This window comes from Sphingobacterium hotanense (assembly GCF_008274825.1).
GTDB classification, from domain to species: Bacteria; Bacteroidota; Bacteroidia; order Sphingobacteriales; family Sphingobacteriaceae; genus Sphingobacterium; species Sphingobacterium hotanense.
Genome location: NZ_CP030848.1, coordinates 3,564,972 through 3,585,815, shown reverse-complemented (window position 1 = coordinate 3,585,815; position 20,844 = coordinate 3,564,972). Strand labels below are relative to the sequence as shown.

Annotated in this window: 18 protein-coding genes; 9 read left to right on the top strand and 9 right to left on the bottom strand. The window is 41.8% G+C overall.

The genetic code is table 11. The features are described from left to right. Nucleotides 1-23 precede the first annotated feature (23 nt). Both DSM08_RS15120 and putP read left to right on the top strand, forming a co-directional pair. Nucleotides 24-2,924, top strand: coding sequence for a tetratricopeptide repeat protein (locus tag DSM08_RS15120; protein WP_149526935.1), 2,901 nt, complete (start codon nt 24-26; stop codon nt 2,922-2,924). A gap of 26 nt (nt 2,925-2,950) precedes the next feature. Beyond that, complete coding sequence (gene putP / locus DSM08_RS15115) at nt 2,951-4,450, top strand: sodium/proline symporter PutP (RefSeq protein ID WP_149526934.1); 1,500 nt, start codon at nt 2,951-2,953, stop codon at nt 4,448-4,450. An 18-nt stretch (nt 4,451-4,468) separates the two neighbouring features. Here putP and DSM08_RS15110 read toward each other — a convergent pair whose 3' ends face one another. The 3 genes from DSM08_RS15110 to DSM08_RS15100 form a co-directional block, all read right to left on the bottom strand. Continuing rightward, complete coding sequence (locus DSM08_RS15110) at nt 4,469-5,332, bottom strand: CPBP family intramembrane glutamic endopeptidase (protein WP_187773880.1); 864 nt, start codon at nt 5,330-5,332, stop codon at nt 4,469-4,471. A gap of 151 nt (nt 5,333-5,483) precedes the next feature. Then, nucleotides 5,484-6,335: a TraB/GumN family protein gene (locus DSM08_RS15105; RefSeq protein WP_149526932.1), complete on the bottom strand. Its 852-nt coding sequence runs from the start codon at nt 6,333-6,335 to the stop codon at nt 5,484-5,486. Between the two features lie 25 nt (nt 6,336-6,360). Next, nucleotides 6,361-8,220 (bottom strand): CocE/NonD family hydrolase, encoded by a 1,860-nt coding sequence (locus tag DSM08_RS15100; protein WP_149526931.1) that lies wholly within the window; start codon nt 8,218-8,220, stop codon nt 6,361-6,363. An 87-nt stretch (nt 8,221-8,307) separates the two neighbouring features. Between DSM08_RS15100 and DSM08_RS15095 the strand changes: the two genes are divergently transcribed. The 5 genes from DSM08_RS15095 (at nt 8,308) to DSM08_RS15075 (ending at nt 11,431) form a co-directional block, all read left to right on the top strand. Next, a complete protein-coding gene (locus DSM08_RS15095; RefSeq protein ID WP_149526930.1) occupies nt 8,308-8,802 on the top strand; it encodes a DinB family protein in 495 nt (164 codons plus the stop codon). Between the two features lie 416 nt (nt 8,803-9,218). After that, on the top strand, nt 9,219-9,734 hold the full coding sequence (locus tag DSM08_RS15090) for an RNA polymerase sigma factor (protein ID WP_187773879.1): 516 nt from the start codon (nt 9,219-9,221) through the stop codon (nt 9,732-9,734). Next, nucleotides 9,700-10,368, top strand: a complete 669-nt coding sequence (locus DSM08_RS15085; protein WP_149526928.1) for a hypothetical protein — start codon at nt 9,700-9,702, stop codon at nt 10,366-10,368. The genes DSM08_RS15090 and DSM08_RS15085 overlap by 35 nt, the downstream gene beginning before the upstream one ends. A gap of 12 nt (nt 10,369-10,380) precedes the next feature. Beyond that, nucleotides 10,381-10,854, top strand: coding sequence for a DUF4252 domain-containing protein (locus DSM08_RS15080; RefSeq protein WP_149526927.1), 474 nt, complete (start codon nt 10,381-10,383; stop codon nt 10,852-10,854). Between the two features lie 13 nt (nt 10,855-10,867). Then, nucleotides 10,868-11,431 (top strand): DUF4252 domain-containing protein, encoded by a 564-nt coding sequence (locus tag DSM08_RS15075; RefSeq protein WP_149526926.1) that lies wholly within the window; start codon nt 10,868-10,870, stop codon nt 11,429-11,431. 156 nt (nt 11,432-11,587) lie between these two features. On the opposite strand, the gene sucD is transcribed toward DSM08_RS15075, so the two are convergent. Together sucD and DSM08_RS15065 are read right to left on the bottom strand one after the other, a co-directional pair. Beyond that, nucleotides 11,588-12,460: a succinate--CoA ligase subunit alpha gene (sucD, locus tag DSM08_RS15070; RefSeq protein WP_149526925.1), complete on the bottom strand. Its 873-nt coding sequence runs from the start codon at nt 12,458-12,460 to the stop codon at nt 11,588-11,590. A gap of 73 nt (nt 12,461-12,533) precedes the next feature. Then, nucleotides 12,534-13,073, bottom strand: a complete 540-nt coding sequence (locus DSM08_RS15065) for an RNA methyltransferase (protein ID WP_149526924.1) — start codon at nt 13,071-13,073, stop codon at nt 12,534-12,536. Between the two features lie 115 nt (nt 13,074-13,188). Between DSM08_RS15065 and rpsT the strand changes: the two genes are divergently transcribed. Continuing rightward, nucleotides 13,189-13,443, top strand: coding sequence for a 30S ribosomal protein S20 (gene rpsT / locus DSM08_RS15060; protein ID WP_149526923.1), 255 nt, complete (start codon nt 13,189-13,191; stop codon nt 13,441-13,443). A gap of 400 nt (nt 13,444-13,843) precedes the next feature. Here rpsT and DSM08_RS15055 read toward each other — a convergent pair whose 3' ends face one another. Together DSM08_RS15055 and DSM08_RS15050 are read right to left on the bottom strand one after the other, a co-directional pair. Continuing rightward, nucleotides 13,844-14,704, bottom strand: a complete 861-nt coding sequence (locus tag DSM08_RS15055) for a 3-keto-disaccharide hydrolase (protein ID WP_149526922.1) — start codon at nt 14,702-14,704, stop codon at nt 13,844-13,846. A gap of 12 nt (nt 14,705-14,716) precedes the next feature. After that, complete coding sequence (locus tag DSM08_RS15050; RefSeq protein WP_149526921.1) at nt 14,717-15,529, bottom strand: AraC family transcriptional regulator; 813 nt, start codon at nt 15,527-15,529, stop codon at nt 14,717-14,719. Between the two features lie 360 nt (nt 15,530-15,889). Here DSM08_RS15050 and DSM08_RS15045 point away from each other — a divergent pair, with 360 nt between their 5' ends. Next, complete coding sequence (locus DSM08_RS15045) at nt 15,890-17,380, top strand: succinate CoA transferase (RefSeq protein ID WP_149526920.1); 1,491 nt, start codon at nt 15,890-15,892, stop codon at nt 17,378-17,380. 141 nt (nt 17,381-17,521) lie between these two features. Here DSM08_RS15045 and gldG read toward each other — a convergent pair whose 3' ends face one another. Together gldG and DSM08_RS15035 are read right to left on the bottom strand one after the other, a co-directional pair. Next, complete coding sequence (gene gldG / locus DSM08_RS15040) at nt 17,522-19,927, bottom strand: gliding motility-associated ABC transporter substrate-binding protein GldG (protein ID WP_149526919.1); 2,406 nt, start codon at nt 19,925-19,927, stop codon at nt 17,522-17,524. A 211-nt stretch (nt 19,928-20,138) separates the two neighbouring features. Next, complete coding sequence (locus DSM08_RS15035; protein WP_149526918.1) at nt 20,139-20,720, bottom strand: porin family protein; 582 nt, start codon at nt 20,718-20,720, stop codon at nt 20,139-20,141. Nucleotides 20,721-20,844: the final 124 nt, after the last annotated feature.

Sequence of the window (20,844 nt, the reverse complement as noted above, 5' to 3'; positions counted from 1 at the left end):
TATTATATAACTACCAGCCACTTATGGGGCTGGTTATTTTAATTTATATGATGCGTTATCAATATATTCTACTGTCCTTTTTTCTTCTCATCGGACATGCATATGCCCAAGACCTGCTCAATGATCATAAAGCTGTTTTGGAATTGCTTAAACAGGAAAAAGATAAAGCTGTTAAATCAGTGAAAGGAAGCTCTAAAGCATCCTTTAATGATTTAGGCAAGCTTTTAGATTTAGGAGAATGGAAGTTGGTTAATACGCACCTAAACAACAAGAGCGGCTTGTCCAAAGTCGAAGCAGCCCTGCTATTGGCAAAATATCACTGGCTCAATAATGACTTCGCGGCTAGCGAAAAGGCCGTGAAATCGCTTTCTAAGAAAGAGCAACAAGATTATCGGGTACAGCGAACTTTTGCACTCTTGGAAATCGAAGCTTGGGATTTAGAACAAGCCGAGAAGCAATGTTTAAGTCTCCTAAAAAGCCATCCTGAAGATGTTGAAACGAAGCTGATCCTAGGTCGTGCTTATATGCTCCAGAAGAAATATAAGGAAGCACTAGCTTTAGCGGACGACATGATCGCTAAACAACCAAAGGACGCCGCCGGATATTTCTTGAAAGCGGACGTATTCTTCTGGGATCAAAACCCTGAGGAGGCTGAGAAGGTACTTGTGCAGGGGCTAGCATTAAACCCTTTAAACGCTGATGCCCGTTTCTATTATGGCTACGCTATTTGGCGTCGTATCGATGCTCGACAGTTGAACGCGATGGTCGCTCAATGGGACATCGCATTAGCCATCAACCCCCTTCATTTCCAAACACATTGGCATCTGGGTAATGGACATACCAATCTAACCTTTGCTGACTATGTTGATGCTGATGAAAAAGCCATACGTGCGGCCCTAACTGCTGCTGAAGAGGATTTCACCGCAAATAGAATTGATCAGGCCTTACATACCATAAATAAAGTAAAAGAAGAGTATCCGACCTCCGTGCTTCCTCAAATGCACGAAGCATCACTATTGTATGGAGATTTCGACGCTGCAGATCGTTTTCAACGTTTGGAAAAGGCAGAGGACTTATTTCTCGATATTCTGAAGCGCAAAAAACATTATGGGCCTGCTCATAATGGTCTGGCGGCAGTCATCAAATCAAAGCGCATTCCATTTCTGAAAAGCTATCCGACGATCATGCAGGCGCTAAAAGCGCCGAAGATTTCCAATATGGAGGACTTCTTGGAGATATTCCCAGATGTTGCTTATTACCCTGGCGATGTGGCAAAAGGCATGGCATGGAATCAACTTTATACCTCGGTGGTTTACTTCCCATTCCTAGTCAAGCAACATCGGTTATTTGTTATTCCACCACTGCATGTTGATTTAGCACTGGCGATGAAAGCACCATACTTCCGTTTCAACTCAACGTTCGACAACCGACAATGGATGGATATCCGAGGAGTAGGCTCCGGTGCGGCGGCCATTGAATATGTAGAACGTGGAGCATTTGAAGAACGCAACGTCCTTCTGCATGAATATGTCCATCTTTTTCATGGAAGAGTATTGACCGACGAACAGAACAGACGTATCAAAGCGCTCTATTATCAAGCCATGGAGAAAGGGCTGACCTTGGATTATTATTCTCAAAATAATGAGTCTGAATATCTAGCGCAAACCTATCCTGCCTATTTTGAAAAAGTCAAAGTACACCCGTTAGACTTCAAGTCGATGAACACCCTATCAGACTTGCAGCAAAAAGATCCAGATATGTACAGTTTTTTGGATGATTTGATTGGCAGGGAAAGGGCATATCTGGCAGGCGATAAACAGGCAATGGCTTCCAATTGGTCGCAAGTCTATCTTAATCTTGCGGAAGAAGCCGCGAAGAACGATTATCGAGAAGCCTACAGGTTGCTTGATACAGCATTGCACTACGACAACAAATATCTTCCAGCTATTTTGGCTTATGCCAAGTTCCATACTGCAGAAGGAGAATTTGAAGCAGCCAAGAGCCGGATTGCACAAGCGAATGAGATAAATCCTAACTATGCACCGATCTATATGCTGACGGGGGATTTATTGATCGCTAGCCAACCTGAAGATTTGGAAGCACAAGCTGCCGCTTATACTCAGGGCTTCGATTTGGAGCAGGACTATATGGAAAAATCAAAGAATGCAGCCATTCTTCGAGAATTCTATTTCTCGCGCGGCGATTTAAACAAGGCTATACAAGTTGCCAAGACCTACGTCGCTAGCGGTTCTCAAATCTCCACATATTTACGAGATCGATTGAACGATCAGCGATCTTTTTACCATTGGCAATTGTCGCTGTTGGGATATCAGGATGCTGTGGATTCCTTAGCGTATTTATCATCACAGAGACCTCAGCATTACCCGCTTCGTATCCAGTATGCAGAAGCTCTATTAGCCAACGGAAAAGAAGATGAAGCAGTCAAGAACTTAAATGAGGTATATCGCACACTGCAGGCGTCACAGGTCAGTCGTCCCGAATTTGAATTGTTATTGGCGGAAGCTTTTTTCCAAAAGGGAGATCTAGTCAATACCGAACTTTATCTGGAGAAACTTATGGTTCGTGATGGCGATCCTGCGCGCCTTGATTATAACTACAATTTACGACTAGTAAGATTGCTAGCGAAAGCCGATAAGACAGCGAAGGCAGCCTTATTCTATCAAAAACTGCCGAAAGAAAACGGTTTATTATCGCAGAGTGCAGACTTCGCGACACAAGCCTGGCTTGCTTTTCATCAGAACGAATTAGAAAAAGCAATTAGCTATGCTACGCAAGCGCTGGACCTGTATGCCTACAATATAGAAGCCTTCAAACTTTTGACACAAATCAGTAAAAAACAATCAAAAGTGGAAAATATTTTAACGAAATACCGGAGCAATATGGTAATTCAACCAAAATTATAGCATTTTTATCTTTTTAACTTATTTATATGAATATATACGAATTAATATCTATAGGATTATATATGTTACTGATGATTCTCATCGGTCTTTATTCCTATAAAAAATCAACCAGTAACTCCGACGAGTTCCTTATCGGTGGGCGTAAAATGGGAGCTGCCGTAACGGCACTTTCAGCTGGTGCTGCTGATATGAGCGGCTGGTTGTTAATGGGGCTGCCTGGCGCAATGTATCTCTCCGGTCTGTCTGCCTCCTGGATAGCCATTGGGTTAACTATTGGTGCCTTCCTGAACTATGTTATTGTTGCACCTAGGTTGCGCGTGTACACCGAAGTCGCTAAAAATGCGATCACATTGCCGGTCTTCTTCGAAAATAGATTCCATGACAAAACACAATTACTGAAGATCGCTTCATCCGTGTTAATCTTAGTGTTCTTCACCTTGTACACCTCTGCAGGAATGGTGTCTGGTGGGCGTTTGTTCGAGTCGGCTTTCAATATGGACTATTATACAGGTCTGTTCGTTACTAGCTCTGTCGTCGTGCTCTATACATTCTTAGGAGGCTTCCTAGCGGTAAGTTTAACAGATTTTGTACAGGGCACTATTATGGTGCTTGCGCTGGTTATTCTTCCTATTGTCGTTATCACGCAGATCGGTGGATTGTCTGATACTCTCGATATTATAGAGAATAAGAATAGCAATTACCTTGATCTATTTAAAGGAACAACAACCATATCGATACTATCCTTAATGGCATGGGGCTTAGGCTATTTCGGTCAACCCCATATCCTGGTTCGCTTCATGGCCATCGAGCATGTCAAAGATATACCGAAGGCACGTAATATTGGTATCAGCTGGATGATCTTTACGGTTGGAGGTGCCATGTTGGTTGGTCTTTTCGGAATTGCCTACTTGCAGAAGTTTGACCTCGCAGCCATGCAGCGGTTCGACGGTTCGAAAGAAGTAGCAGAAACAATCTTTATCCATTTGTCCAGAGTCCTGTTCCACCCCTTAATCGGAGGTTTTCTATTGTCAGCTATATTGGCCGCTGTGATGAGTACCATATCCTCGCAATTGTTGGTGACATCGAGTTCGATGACGGAGGATATCTACAAAACCTTTATCAATAAAAACGCGACGCCAAAGAGCATGCTCATCATGAGCCGTATTTCGGTTTTGATCGTCGCTATCATTGCCTTATTGCTATCGTTAAATCCAAAGGACAGCATCCTTAATCTTGTGGGTAATGCGTGGGCCGGATTTGGAGCAGCATTTGGACCATTAATTATCCTTTCACTATTATGGAAAAGAACAACAGCTATAGGCGGATTGGCGGGCATGTTAGTCGGTGGTGCCGTCGTATTAGCATGGGTTTATGTTCCGCATAATTACAAAGAAGTATATGAAATGATACCAGGATTTATTCTTAGCTTCTTAACCATCATCGTGGTATCCCTGCTAACGAAACCTGTGAGCAAAGAAATCGAAAAGGAATTTGATGAGGTTGCTAGTATAGTAAAGAATAACTAATCAAATAACAAATATCCGCTAAGGTATATTCGGTTCGATTGTGAAATCTTCTTTAAGAAGGTTCATCAACGAATCTTTCGAATAGCCCTTAGCGGATCTCATTTCAATATCGATATATTCGTCGTCGACTTGGTATCGGTTTGGACCATAAAGGGAATCAATGACCTGGCTTAGCGGATACTGCCGTACATTTAGGTTAAAAAGACTATCTGAATTCTCCCGAACAAAGAAAAGGGCTTGCGTAGTATCCCTGAATTGGGAAACATTGATCTCTAAGTCAATGTTGTCATTATGAATCTTGGTTACCGGATTTTTAAGCAATATGATCGTGCCGATAAGCGAGAAGATGAATAAATTCCAAATTCCATAGAAAGCCCAACTGTAAACAAAACCTAAGCGAACCCTGATAAAAGAAAATACTAAGCCATCCACGAGATTGGAGGATACAAGCAATACCCCTAAAAAGTAAAATAGCAGATTGGCGTTTTCAAAGTTGAAAAGATGGGCAAGCCCGTATAAGAATACCGAACTATAGAGCAACCATCGATAATTCTTTCTATACGTATTATGGGAGATAACAAAGCGGTAGTACCGCTTATATTTCAGAAAATAACGGAAGATAAATTCTTCGATTAAAGGAGCAAAGACAACTGCTGAAATCATGTAAAAGATTGCCTGTTCATCCGTATCGCTCTTCTTGGTAAAGACAGGGTCCAAATATTGCACTAGATATTGCAAGGGCAGGATGATCGCTAGGATCAGAACCTTGAATAAAAATAAAGTGGAAAATACCTTGCTATAGGTGTCACTATGATAGGCTATTAACTTCCTGTCGGAAGGGTGTAATACGAAACTCCAAAAATGTTGAAGTATCTTCAGCATGCAGTTCTTTGTTTTTCTGGTTTGGTATCGCAAAGATATCAAAAAAATCAGCCCGCTAATCATAAAATGACCCAAATATTTACCTAGTAGTAAATATTTGGGTCTAATTTATTTAGTTTTTACCGACTGAGAAAGTTAAAAACTGATGCTGTTAGTTTCGCAGAGGAGTTACCTTGTATCCTTTTTTCTTCAATAAATTGATCACACCTTTCTCCCCAACTAAATGGCCAGCACCAACTGAAAACAAACTCGCCTTTTCATTCATGATGGTTGGCATCTTTTCTACCCAAGCTTCGTTGCGTTTGTCCAGCAATTCGACTAATTTCTCTTGGCTCATATAGTTTGAAGTTTCTTTAAATAGATTGCCTAGGGTCTGTAAATCCTCTTTAAAGTAGGCGTCAAACATGGTTTTTGCCATCGCTTTTTGCTGGTCCATTGTTAATAAGAATTGATATATTCCCTCTGCGTCGATCATGGAATTCATCAAACCGAACTGAAAATCTACCGTTTCTAACTCTGCAACAGGCTTTCCTTTTGCTTCTTCCAATTTCAGTAGTTCGGTTTCCATACCTTTCACGGCTGTTGGATCGGAACATGAAAAAGTGTATAAGGTCAAAAGCGAAATCACGCCCGCCGGCGACATGGCATCCAAGTACAGCGGCGGCAAATTTCGAGAAGTCAATATACTATCCATCACATGTCTTTTTGCCGGGTCGAAGCCTTCGAAGTAGCTAGGATCTGGCTTTAGGTAATTTCCCATGGCAGCGAGGTTCTCCTGCTTGCTGATGTCTAGCTCGAACACCAACTGCTCGACTTTGCCAAGCGCTGCTTTTGCGTTTTCATTCATTCGAAAATCCTCCTCACAAGCCATATGGATGGTGCCGAATAAATAAGAGTCTTTTTTTAATCCATTGCCGGATACTTTCCATACCAAACTGTTCGTCTGTGCAGATAGGGGTAGTAAGTAAAAACAAGCAATTAATAGGGTTAGAATTCTATACATATAAAAATAGTTTTTGTGTGCTTAATTATAATTTCTCAAAGACGAGCTTGCTTGCTTTTCCTTTTTCAAAATACAGGCGATGCGTATTTTTAACGAAATCACTCTCTTTGGCTTGATAAATATCCATGAAATTATTCGGATTTCGATCTACTAATGGAAACCAGCTGTGCTGTATTTGCACCATAACCTTATGACCTTTCTTAAACGTATGGGCTACATCCGGAAGATTAACTTTTACCTGCGTTACTTGATTCGGCGTGAAAGGCTCAGGCTCACTAAATGAATTTCTGAATTTTCCGCGCAATACCTCGCCACGGACTAACATTTGATAGTTTGGCATGACCACATCCTTGCTGATGGGAGAACTAACCGAACTGGTATCCGGATAAACATCAATGACCTTCACGATAAAGTCTGCGTCCGTTCCTGTCATCGAAACCCATAGATCCGCGGTCACCGGCCCCGCCATGGTTAGATCTTCTTGGAGTACCTCTGTTTCAAAAACCATCACATCCGGACGGTTGGCTGCAAAGCGTTGATCAGCGATCATATATTCGCGCGTGCGGCTCACGATGATTCCCTCTTGCGATGGGACAGGCTTGTTTGGATCGCTATGGTATTCGATAAAAGGATCGCCTTGTTGCGGACTGTCGGACAGTTTACCATCTGCAGACAGGTAGAGTTCATCCTTCACCACATCTTTTGGTGGCCATTGCGAAAAATGCTGCCATTCATTCGATCCTGAAAAATAGATATTCGCTTCTGCGGGATCGAACGATCCGATACCCTTGAGATGGTATTCAAAGAACGGTTTTTCAAACTTCTGCTGATAGGTAAGGCTTGTTTTTTCACCGAATCTTATATCTCCAAACGAATCGCCCTCCGACCGTACCCAACCTCCGTGGAACCACGGTCCCATCACCAAAATATTGTTGTTCTTCTTATTTCTTTGCTCAATCTGCTTGTAGGTTTCGAACGCTCCATAGGTATCCTCCGCATCGTATAATCCACCCACAACCATAACGGCAGGTTTAACGCTATTTAGATGCTGTGTAATCGTACGACTCATCCAAAAGGTATCCAAGGTGCTGTGCTTGGCTAAATTGTCCCAGAACTTCACGGTATGGCTTAAGTACTTTTCTTTCAAACCCGATAGCGTCGGGTTGTCCATGAAGAATTTATACATATCCTTTGAGGGTAGCTCAAATCCTTCCGGACCTTCTTTATCCGTAATGGGTTTCGGACGCGGCGCGTCGAAAATATACATAAAGCGAAACGCATCCGCAAGGAACAGCGCCCCGCCATGGTGGAAGTCATCTCCGATGAACCAATCGGTTACTGGCGCTTGTGGCGATACAGCCTTTAGGGCAGGGTGCGAACCGATCAAGCTTGCCGTGGCATAGAATCCCGGATAGGAAATGCCATACATACCGACCTTCCCATTGTTTCCTTTTACATTTTTCACCAACCAATCGATCGTGTCCCAGGTGTCGGTGCTCTCATCGATTTGATGTCCGTTTTCTTTCGTTCTGGTTGGGCGGATATCTTCAAACTCGCCTTCGCTCATCCACTTGCCGCGCACATCTTGATACACGAAAATATAGCCGAGTTCCGCCATTTCCGGGAAACTGCCTAAACTCTTTTTGTATTCATTCTCGCCGTAAGGAGCAACGGTATAGGGCGTGCGGTTGATCAGAATAGGGTATTTCTTCGATTTATCCTTCGGCGTATAGATGGCGGTGAACAGTCGCTTTCCATCGCGCATCGTGATGTATTTTTCCGTCTTATCGTAGTGTTGTTTTACATAGTCTGCAGTTTTCTCCTGAGCGATGGCAGTGATAGCCACAAATAGCCAAAGAAAACAGCATAGTAAGGCATTTTTCATTTTTCGGTATAATTTGTTGTTAGCGTGAAAATAGCTATTTTTTATGTCTTTTATTGATTAATTTCGGAGATAACAAAAACATATCCTATGAGTATTAAAGATGGATTTCTAGTAGAACTAGAACGCGAAACCAATAGTACCCGTCGTATTATCGATCGTTTGAAAGATGAAGATCTTGCATTTAGACCGCATGAAAAGTCTATGTCCTTGGGCGCATTAATAGGGCATGTCGTGGAGCTGCACAACTGGGTTGCAACAGCATTGACCAAGAATGATTTCAACCTGCAAACAGATTATAAGCCTTTCAAGCCGTCGACCGTAGCAGAGCTTAAACAGGCGTTGGACGAAGGTTACAAAGCGAATGAGCAAACGCTTAATACTTTCCCAGAAGATGAATGGTTCAAAACTTGGACTATGCGTGTTGGGGATTATGTGATCGGCGAAATGCCTAAACTAGGTGCCCTTCGTTTTGTTATCAACAACCACCTGATCCACCACCGCGGTCAGTTGACCGTATATCTACGTTTGTTAGATATTCCGGTACCGGGACTTTATGGCCCGTCTGCAGACGAACAAAAATAAAACGAGAGACTAGTCTACGATAAGGTAGCTTCAATCTACTACCAAATTAAACCCCTATCATAGCCCTTTCCAAGCGGTTCTGATAGGGGTTTGTATTGGGTTTGAAAGGGCTAAGTGTAAAACGAGTCTCGAAAAGAGATGGATGTACTACCATACTTTTGTATCATGAAGGCAGAGGCTGGGTTTTCATCAACTTCTGTTTTTCGTATGTGCTTCACTTCTAGACCCATCAAAAACGCGCATCCCTCTTGCCGCTTCGATAGAAGTTTGAAAGTTTTTATGATCCGAACTTACATATTATTTATAAATTATCTCTTTGTAAACCAAATGATTAGAATGTTATTTCATTTTTCATGGATTTTTCATGTAATGAAAGGGCCGTTCATCTTGTCTTGTATATAAACGCTACGAAAATTATGAATCAAGAAACCTTTAAAAATACAGTATTCGTCCTTAAGGATAAGCTGTATCGCTTTGCGAATAGGTTTCTTGCCCATGAAGAGGATGCGTTTGACTTAGTACAGGAACTGATGTTAAAGCTATGGGAAAAGCGATCAGATTTGAGTCATGTCGATAATATGGAAGCATTTGCGATGAGCACGCTGAGAAACATGGCCTTGAACAAGATTGAAAGAGCAGGCAGGCAAGCGAAATACTTAAATGAGGTGCCCGCTGATATTCAAGTTGAGCGATACCCGGCGCTAACACAGGAACTTATATTGAAATACATTGATGCTCTGCCCGAGAAGCAACGCATGGTCATGTATTTAAGAGATGTAGAGGAATATGAAATATCGGATATTTCCAAACTCTGCCAAATAGATGAAAACGCCGTTCGCGTGAATCTGTCTAGAGCGAGACAGTCTGTGCGAGCGAGCTTAACAAAGGTATTCGATTATGAAGAAAGAAGAATTGGATCAATTAAGAGCTAAATATCTGCAAGGGGAAACATCGCTGGAGGAAGAGCGCTTATTGAAGGAGCATGCTGATGATGCTTTCTTTGGAGGACTTAAGGAGCCATCCGGAAAGATGGATTGGGATTTCGAGGCCTTTATGGAAGCTACGACTGTGGAAGAGGGGGTGAAGGACGCGCGGGTAGTCAATTTGCCAAAACGTATCATCACGATCACGAGCATAGCGGCTTCGTTGCTGATTGGCTTCCTGATTTTCCGCCCGAAAGATGATGTCGTGCAGCCAATTAATCAGAAGCAGATCGCGGAGCATAGCGTAGCTGATAATACGACAGCAAATGCTGAAACTCTGCAGCAAGTTCAGCCAGAGACAATAGAAGTTACGGAGCCGAAGCGAGAAAAAGCTGTTGTTGCATCTGTTCCTGTGTCGAAGAGACGCCCGCAAAGCTCGTCCAGGAGATCAGTAAAAATGGAAATGGATAAATCCTCGACAGAAGTAGAAGAGGGGCTGTACGTGGAGGTAAATGGTGTAAGAATCTACGATGAGCAGAAGGCACTAGAGATTACGGAAACGGCATTGAGTTTAGCAACCAGCAATCTGAAACGTGGTGTTGCGGGGCTGGAGAAAATAAAGCATTTGAATATAGAAATCTAAGAAAGTGAAGATATGAAAACGATCATGTTAATCTGCGCCCTGCTTTTCGCGGGCATCGCACAGGCACAGGTCTCAAAACTGGATGATATTTTTGAGCAATACAAAGAACAGAAGGGGGTAACCAGCATCAAGATCGGTAAGCCGATGTTTAAGATGTTGAACAAAATGAACATCGACGATGCGGATCTGGAAACGATCAGACCTTTATTCAGCAAAATAAATTCGATCAAGATGCTGATTGTTGAGGGTTCTCAACCGACGTTGAAAAACGCTGTCAATAATGCGGTCGACAATCTTAAGTTTGAAGAGCTGATGGTGGTGAATTCGGAGGGCAATAAGATTAAGTTCCTGGCGAAATCTGTAGAAGGCGATTTATTGAATAACCTGCTCTTAAGCATTGTTTCTGATGAGGATACCATCTTTATGATTCTAGACGGTGCCATGAGTTATGACGATATCAACAACCTAGTGAATAAAAACGATTAAAAAACCACGCATTATGAAAAGAGGAATAGGATTTATTGTAGCCGTTTGCATAGGATTATTATTGCAAAGCTGTTTTGTGAAAACCAGCCCGAATATGGCCTTTATCCATAAAGGTGATATCAGTCGCGATGCGGAAGTCGTATCCGTCAAAGTTCCGGGCATTTTAATGCGGACGTTTATCCTCGGCGAGCTGCGGGAGATGAAGGAGGAGGACCCGATGTTGGCGATGGCTTTAAAGAAAATAAAAAGCATCAAGCTTACAGCGATCGAAGGGGAGAAGGGACATCGCTTGCATGAGCGGTTCACGAACTACCTTGCCGATCAGCAATTCGAGGAACTGATGAGTATCTACAGCGACGGCGCTAAAGTGAGCATCAATACCTTGACTAAAGGCGACCGTATTAAAAAGATTATGCTGGGAGTTGTTGATAATGAAGATCAGGTTTTTATTGAACTCAAATCGAATATGAGCCTTAGCGAGCTGAATCAATTGGTCGATCATTACGAGACGACCAAAGGCAAGGAGAAAAAAGATAAAAAGAAATCTAAATCGGAAGATTTAGCATTTGCAAAATAGATATTGTTTCAATGTTTAGTTAAGAAGAGGTCGTTCGCCAGAGCGGCCTCTTCTTTTTAACTAAATCTAGCTAGTCTCTTGGGCAGATATAGCTTATACGAAAAAAGGAGCGACCTCATGCGATCGCTCCTTTTTCAATATTGTTTGGCTTTGGAATTATTTAGCTAATTCTTCAGCGATTGCTTTTCCAATTTCAGCAGGAGATTCTACTACACGGATTCCGCACTCACGCATGATTTGCATTTTTGCAGCAGCAGTATCATCCGCACCACCAACGATTGCACCAGCGTGTCCCATACGGCGTCCCGGAGGCGCTGTTTGACCTGCGATGAAACCTACAACTGGCTTAGTACCGTTTTCTTTAATCCAACGTGCAGCCTCAGCTTCCATGCCACCACCGATCTCACCAATCATGATGATACCTTCAGTTTCTGGATCGTTCATTAATAATTCTACAGCTTCTTTAGTAGTTGTACCAATGATAGGGTCACCACCAATACCGATCGCTGTTGTGATTCCTAATCCTGCTTTCACAGTTTGATCTACGGCTTCGTATGTTAACGTTCCTGATTTAGAAACAACACCTACTTTACCTTTTTTGAAGATAAAGCCTGGCATGATACCAATCTTCGCTTCTTCAGCAGTGATGATTCCAGGACAGTTAGGGCCAATTAAACGAGAGTTTTTGTCGCTCAAGTAAGATTTTACTTGAATCATATCTTTAGTAGGGATACCTTCAGTGATACAAACGATCAATGCGATTCCTGCAGCAGCAGCTTCCATGATTGCGTCCGCAGCGAATGCTGGTGGAACAAAAATAATAGATACGTTAGCACCTGTGGCATCAACAGCGTCTTGTACGGTGTTGAATACCGGACGGTCTAAATGAGATTGACCACCTTTTCCTGGTGTAACACCACCAACTACGTTTGTACCGTACTCAATCATTTGAGATGCATGATAAGTACCCTCGTTACCGGTGAAACCTTGAACGATTACTTTAGAATCTTTATTTACTAATACACTCATTTTGTCTTATTTTTTGCAACGCAAATCTACTATTTTGAACTGACTTCTAAAAATCAACTCGCTATCTATTTTGCTATTTCTTAATAAAGTTTAGTTTATTTACTAAATCCCACAAGACAATTCCTATCGTTACAGAAACATTGAAGGAATGTTTGGTGCCAAATTGTGGTATTTCCAGGCATCCGTCGGATGCAGCAATTACTTCCTCTTCGACGCCATGCACCTCATTTCCAAATACAATAGCAATCTTTTCGTTTTCTGCGGGCTGGAAGGTTTCCAGGGAGATAGACTTGTCCACTTGTTCGATAGAATACACTTTATAGCCTTCTGACTGCAGCGTTTTGATAGCGTCTAGGGTTTGTTTGTGATATTCCCATACGACCGACTGTGTGGCTCCTAGTGCTGTTTTTTCGATTTCGCGGTGTGGGGGAGTCCCCGTAATTCCACATAGAAGAATTTTTTCTACAGCGAAGGCATCTCCGGTTCTGAAAGCCGAGCCGACGTTGTGCATGCTGCGAACACTGTCTAAAACGATAACCAAAGGGGTTTTATCTTGATTCTTAAATGTTTCTACGTCAACTCGATTGAGCTGATCCATCGATAATTTTTGCATGTACAAAGATAAGGATTTGGAAAACTTTAAAAATGATTTTGAATATTAGTTTTTAGATGTTATTTTTGCAGTCCGAAATTAAATATAAAAAGATTAAAATATATAGCTAAGAGAAATGGCAAATCATAAATCAGCGATCAAAAGAATTAGAGCTAACGCTGCGAAGCGTCTAAGAAACCGTTACCAAGCAAAAACAACTCGTAACGCGATCAAAAAATTACGTCTTACAACAGATCCAGAAGAGGCGAAAGCATTATATCCACGCGTGGTTTCTATGCTAGATCGTTTGGCAAAGAAAAATGTAATTCACAAGAAAAAAGCAAACAACAACAAATCTAAATTAGCGAAGTTCGTTAATAAGTTAGGTTAATCTGTAGCTTTTTCCTAAAAGATATATAGGGATGTGAAAACATCCCTTTTCTTGTTGGATAGGATTTAGAGGTTAGATATTAGATTTAAGACATTAGATATTAGACTTAAGACGTTAGAGTATGGTCTGAATACGCTAATGTCTTTTTTATTTAGGGGTGTTAAGATCCTGCTCATCTTATTATCCTTTTTTTCCTGGTTCAGATGTTTCTGTTGTGAAAGGGGGGGTGTGTGGAGTAGGAAAGGGAGGAAAGTTTGTTTTGAACCAGGAAAGGAAGGATGCAAGGATTGACAGGATTTTACGTCATTGGTCTAACTACTAAATACTAGCTACTAACTACTAAAAAAAGAGTATGCAGGTAGCCCGCATACTCTAATGTCTAATGTCTAAAATCTAATATCTAACGCGAAGTGTTCAATATTTGCTTCACTGCTGTTTCCAGCTTGCTTTTATCTCCTTTGTAGTTGCTTAAATCAAATAATTCTACTTTTCTGAAGTCGATAGGGTGGCTTTCGCTTTGTAGATAGATAAATCCTCCGTCTAGCAATTTGCCGTCAACTTTTTGTTTAGGGTCGTAGTTGTCTACATTCTTGCCGCCGATTTGCGGTTTGTTGTATTCTAATACGACTTTGCCATCTAGTACGTGTTGGATTAGAGAGTCGCCTAATACCACGAACTCTGCTGTTACCCATTGGTCGCCATGGTAGGTTTTTGATGTTGAGCTAAGGCAATGTGGGGTGAATAGTTTTTCTTTGATGACGACATTGGTGCCGGGAGTACATAGATTGGAGTTCGTTCTTTCGTTCTTGCCGTCTCCACCTAATAGTTGTCCTTCGATAGAAATAGGGAAATCCTGATCTTTTAGCATGGTCTTAGGATCTTGACCGTGCAGCATTGCGCCACTGTTTCGCCATGCCCAGCCTTCGCCACCTTTAGTTTGCTCGTCTACAAAACGATATTCTAGGCGTAATACATAATAGCTGAAAGGCTTGTTATAAGCGAGGTGGCCGTATTGCTGATTGAAATTGTCGTATCCGTCGTATCTTACTTTTAATAGACCGTCTTCGACACGGAAAGTACTGGCATAGTTGTCTCCAACTTCGTGCAATCTTATTTTCGGCGTCCAGTCCTTCATGTCTTTTCCGTTGAACAACTGTATCGCTTTTGGCGTTTTAACTGGCTTGTTGCTTATCTGAGCTTGGCTTCCACATGCGCATAGCAGCCCTAATGCTAAGCCTAGGGTTAGGGATCTTAACTTCATCTTTATTCGGGATTATAATAGTAAGTTTCTATTTTTTACATACTCGCTTGGGCGCACGCCGATTACCTTATTGAAGGTATTGCTGAAGGTCGGAAGACTATTATAGCCAACGCGTAGAGCCACTTCATTAACGCTCAGTTTTTCGTCTAGCAATAGTTTTAAGGAGGTCAGCATGCGTAATATCGTAAAATACTGGATGTACGACATGTTTAGTTCTTTCTGGAACAATCGCGCCAGCGTACGCTCGCTGATATCGAAATGCTCCGCTAAAGATTTAAAACTGATGTTCTCGGAGATGTTCTGCTCGAGGTAATTTACGATCTGCTTTAGCTTGTCGTTTTTCGGATAGGGAAGTGCTAGTGGGAGTTCTGCCGGAGAGATCTCGGGTAGAATCAGCTTGAATGCCTTCGCTATCGAAAACTTAGGTTCCTCTTCCGGGAAGATATTGCCATTCCATCGGTTCGTAAACATGATCAGCTCGTTCAATAAGTCGCTAACAGGATAGATATTGATCTTCTCGAAGAATGCTGTATCTGTTTCGAAGGGAGGGAAGTATAGGTTTCGCATTACGACTTGAGGTCCGCTCGGGTGAATGCTATGTTTTACACCGGCAGGAATCCAGATATAATGGCGTGCTGGAAGAAAGTACGATTTGTCAGGAGTTTTTAAGAATACGACACCACCTTCAGTGTATAGAAATTGTCCTTTTTTGTGGTAATGTTCCGTAACGTGGTGTTCGCCCATTACGGCATGATGACAGTAGATGCTATGGTCAAAGGTGTCTACTTCTGTCAAGTAATATTTGTCAACATATTCTTTATGCATCCAGGGAAATGTATTTATGAGATATAAATTTCAAGTTTTTTATTGATATATGCAAAAGATGGAGTGTTGAAGCCTTTAAATGTGAGTGTAAACCCACTGAAATTTATGATTTGCGTCATGAACATATCCTGATTTCCTTCGTATATTTACTGCGTAAAGCTTCCGCGTTCTAGTCGCCTATGTTAATAATCGTTTGTTTATTAGGAATTTACTGTGGTTTTATGCGTTCTGATATACTGGTTAGTAATTGGTTACTTTTTTTGTGTACCAAATAATTAACTGTCTAATATGGATAATTTTAAAAATAAAATATTGATTAATATTGCCACGCCTTGACAATAGGCGTCTAATTGTAAAGAAATGTTAGAAAGAATTCGTTTAGAAAGACTAAAAGACAAAGTTACTACGGCCGAAGAGGCGGTGAAACTTATTGAGGATGGCATGGTTGTCGGATCGAGCGGTTTCACAAAAGCTGGAGATAGTAAGGTCGTTCTTCCTGCATTGGCAGAGCGAGCAAAGACTGAAAATATAAAGATTACCCTAATGACCGGCGCGTCTTTAGGTCACGGTACGGATGGTAAGTTGGCGGAAGCTGGCGCATTGAAGAAACGCATGCCTTTCCAGGTAGATCCTGTACTTCGTAGCAAGATTAATTCAGGTGAGGTTCTTTTTATCGATCAGCACCTTAGCGAGAGTGCGGAGTTGTTGCACAATAAAAACCTTCCGGATGTTGATATTGCTGTTATTGAGGTGGCATATATCGATAGAGACGGTAGTATCATTCCGACCACTTCGGTAGGTAACTCAGTGACCTTTGCTTCTTTGGCAAAGAAGGTCATTTTGGAGATCAATACATCCATTCCTGAAGATGTATATGGTATTCATGATATCTATCAGGCTGAAGATTACCCACATCGTAATGTTATTCCAATTGTTGCTCCGTGGAACAAGATTGGTCGCAAGACTATCCCATTGAATCCGGATAAAGTTGCTGCCATCGTATTTACTGATAAACATGATAGCCCGGCGGATATTGCGGAGCCTGATGCTAAAACATCGGCTATCGCAAAACATATTCTCGAGTTCTTCGAAGAAGAGGTTCGTCTAGGACACTTAACAGATCGTTTATTGCCGATCCAAGCCGGAATTGGTAAAGTAGCGAATGCGGTGTTGACCGGCTTTAAACATAGCAATTTCTACGACTTGACGATGTTCTCGGAAGTGTTGCAGGATAGTACATTCGACTTGATCGATGCTGGTAAGCTATGTTTTGCATCAGCGTCTTCTGTAACAGTATCTCAGGCTTGTTATGAGCACGTATTCGGAAACTTGCAACGCTATAGAGATAAGTTTGTATTGCGTCCGCAGAATATCTCGAACACACCGGGGCTTATTCGTCGTTTAGGAATTATTGCCATCAACACAGCGATTGAGTTTGATATCTATGGAAATGTCAACTCGACGCACATCGGCGGTACGAAGATTATGAACGGTATTGGTGGTTCCGGAGACTTTGCTAGAAATGCTTACTTGAGTATTTTCGTGACACAGGCTGCTTCTAAAGAGAATAAGATCTCGCATATCTTGCCGATGGTGTCTCATACAGACCATACAGAGCACGATGTCGATATTCTAGTTACCGATATAGGTTTGGCAGACTTAAGAGGCCTAGCGCCTCGCGAACGCGCGCAAAAGATTATTGATAATTGTGTGCATCCTGATTATAAGGAAGAACTTCAATCCTACTTTGATAGAGCTTGTCAAAGAGGAGGACATACGCCTCATTTATTAGAGGAATCTTTCAGCTGGCACATCCGTTTCAACGAAACGGGTAGCATGAAGAAAGCATAAGACTTTATTTTTTGTTTATATTTTTGCAAAGAGGTAGCTGTCCCCAAAAAGGACAGCTTCTTTTTTCTGAAACTGTCTGTTTTCAAATGCCATCAAGAACTTTCATTCCTGTTGTAGTTTCAACGGAAACATGAAAGTTTTTTAAACCTTGCCGTATTTTCTTTTGCGGAGCCACTGCTGCGCCCCTGCAAATAGGAATAACAGGAGAATTGGAACTCCTACATTAATGACTTGCCAAAATAGCTTATCCGATTTTACCTGCGCCTGATCTAATAACCTCAACTTCACTTCGCGACCACGCAATGCGATCAGACTTTCATCATACAGCATGTAATCTACCAGATTATTCAATAGCGTTTTATTAGCAAATTGCTGTTGTGTATATCGATCCCAACCCAGAGGAAATGGAGATTGATCGGCTTGGTTGACTTGATTAATCAGCCAATCGCCATCGGAAATAACGAACATTTTTGCGTCTTTGGAAACTTGCGTTAAGTCTTTCCCTTCAGCAATTCCTTCCGGAGTAGGACGGTTCTCATAGAGGTATGGGAATTTTCCTTCCAACATAACAGCTACCGGAAATGGCTTTGATTTAAATTTATTAGGATCAGGTTGTTCGTCCAATAGCTGTAATCCGATTTGGCTAGGTGGGGTGACCACTCTACTGAATGGGGAGGAGGTTAGAATAACCTCTTTTCGTATGCCATGACTAGCGACGGTATCCAATGTACTGATAAATTCCGTACGGATTCCATCGAGGTTTTTTACTAAACTTGATTTGCTGGTGGGGACTAGGATAGGGAAGAAATACCAAGGTGCAAGCTCGATCTGCGGCTGTCCCGATATATTGCCTATTGTTACTGGAATCTGGCCGCAGTTTAGATCAGCGATCAAATCATAGTTAATCCGGACGCCATAAGTAAACAGCTGGTCTTCCAAATTCAGTTGCCGCGTTACGAGGGGCTGGCTACCAGATTGCCTGATATGGTCTAAGCTCGCATCAATTGGGTCAATAGCCCAGATAATGCGGCCTCCGTTTCTAACAAAATAGTCTATCTTATATTTCTCCGCTTCGCTGAAAGCTTGCTGTGGCTTCGCTACAATCATTAGTGATAGCTGATCTAACGATTGGTAATTTGTCGAATCTAAGTTTACACGGCCCACCTGTCCGCTTGACATCAACGACTGCATCGCATCATATAATTCTAGATCGCTAGGCTCGCCATGACCTTCGGTGAAACCGATGAAAGGAGTCTCGCCGCTGTTCAACTTCTTCAAGGCGCTAGCAAAAGCATATTCTAAGTTCTGAACAGAATTGTTAAGCACATCCTCTGGGGCAGCGCCCATCTTCGTCTGCAATAAATTGACAGCAATCTCCTGTTCACCATCGCCTACGATAGCCCAAGGAAAGATCGCTTTTTGCGACATTCCGCCATCGCTTTTAACATTGAGATTTGTAGGATATAGTCCGCGTTGTATAAGCGCATTGCTAAATTCGCTTCTTTCTTTTTCACTGCCTTCCAATGGATTGATTACGTTGAAGCTTATTTTACCGCTGTTGTAAGAACGAAGATTGTTCAGCATTTCGACAGCGCTATTCTTCAAACGAGAAAAACCATTGGGAAGATCGCCATCTAGAAATATGGTAACCTGTATATCTTTCTTTATTGATTTTGCCAACTCCTTACTTGTGTCCGACAGCGTAAAGCGCTTGTCGGCAGTAAAGTCTATCCGGCCCAAATGAGAAGTAATAAAGGATTGATTAAGGACTAAAACCAATACAATAGCACCCGCATACATGCTCATCGTCTTCCGTGTCGCTGTGAAAAAGCGATTCAGATGACCGATTGTAAAGACAATAAAGATAAACGCAATTGATATGAAATAGATCAAGTCAGCACCCGTTAATACACCGCGGCTGATATTGAAATAGTGTTCCTGAATCCCGAACTGTTTAATCCCGTATTCGAAAGCATAGAATGCGGAGAAACCGCTGATTGCATCGAAAGCATAATAGAAAAAGAAACATGCAAAGACTGCAATCAGGAAAGCCACAATAGGGTTCTTGCTGATACTGGAACTAAAGATGCTGATAGCGATAAAGGCTATTCCCAAGAATAGCAATCCAACGTACGAGCCAATAATAGCACCAGTGTCTATATTACCGACGGGATTGGCTAGAAAGTATAAACTAATCGGATATACAAGCGTGGGAGCAATAGCTAAAACAAGAATTATCAAAGCACCGAAGAACTTCCCTAAGACAAGCTGGCTTATCGATATCGGGCGACTTAGCAGTAAGTCATAAGTGCCATCGGCTTTTTCGCCTGCAATACTGCGCATGCAGATAGCAGGGATAAGAAATAGTAATACGTAAGGAGCAAGGTTAAAGAAGCTATCCATGTTAGCATAGCCTGCTTCAAGAATAGCGGTATCCGGGAAAATCCAACATAACAAGCCCGTTATCAATAGGAACAGCGCAATCGCCAGGTATCCTGTATAGGCGTTGAAATAATTTGCAATCTCTTTTTTGAAAATACTGTACAAAGGGTCTTTATTTTGGTCTCTAAATTAGAAAATTACCCGTTGGGAACAAAACGTTCATTTTTTTCATGATGATACCGAAAGTGATAAAAACGCATTGATTTCCTTTGAAAGCAGAGACAGACAGGTAAACTGTTCTGCGACTGTCGGTTTTAATACGAAAAAACGCGAGAGATATCTATCCCTCGCGCCCAAAGTCTTTTAGTTTTTGCTCTTAACGTCTTCCCGGTAAGTAGATTTGGAAACCTACAGAAACACCAAGTCCAGATTGTTTATTCGCAGCATCAATATTTGCTTTCGAATAGTTATATCCGAACATAGCTTCTAATGCAACAGTCTGCGTGATAAAATGCGCATAACCAACATTAGCACCAAGGTTTAACGATACATCGCTACCTGCAGAAGATCCGCCGATACCAATATCACCTTGACCGAAGAAACGACCTGTTGCTGAGGCACCACCTGGGAAGTAGTAACGAACGAATGGTGAAATTCCATATCCCCATTCATTGTCAGCATCTTTTACAGAAGTAAAGCCTAAGTTTGCTTGAGCTCCGATTGCTAAACCATCGGTCACAAAATAACCAGCACGTGGGTTAACATTAATATTGAATGATTTGCCTTCAAAGCTATAACCTAAACTTCCTATAGAACCACCTACCATCCAATTTCCTTGTTTGATTGGATCCATACCAACATCTGCTGATGTTTGTGGCCTTGTTTCAATTTCTACTTGTGCATTGCTGTAGCTTAAACAGCCAACGGATAGAGCTAGGGTAAGTAATAAATTTTTCATATGCTATTGTGTTTATATATAATGAACAGTTGTACTGATAAATTGTTTAGGTATTTGTTAAAATTCAACAAAAATAGAGTCTGCGATATTGATATTATTATAACATCGTAGAAACATTTGTTGT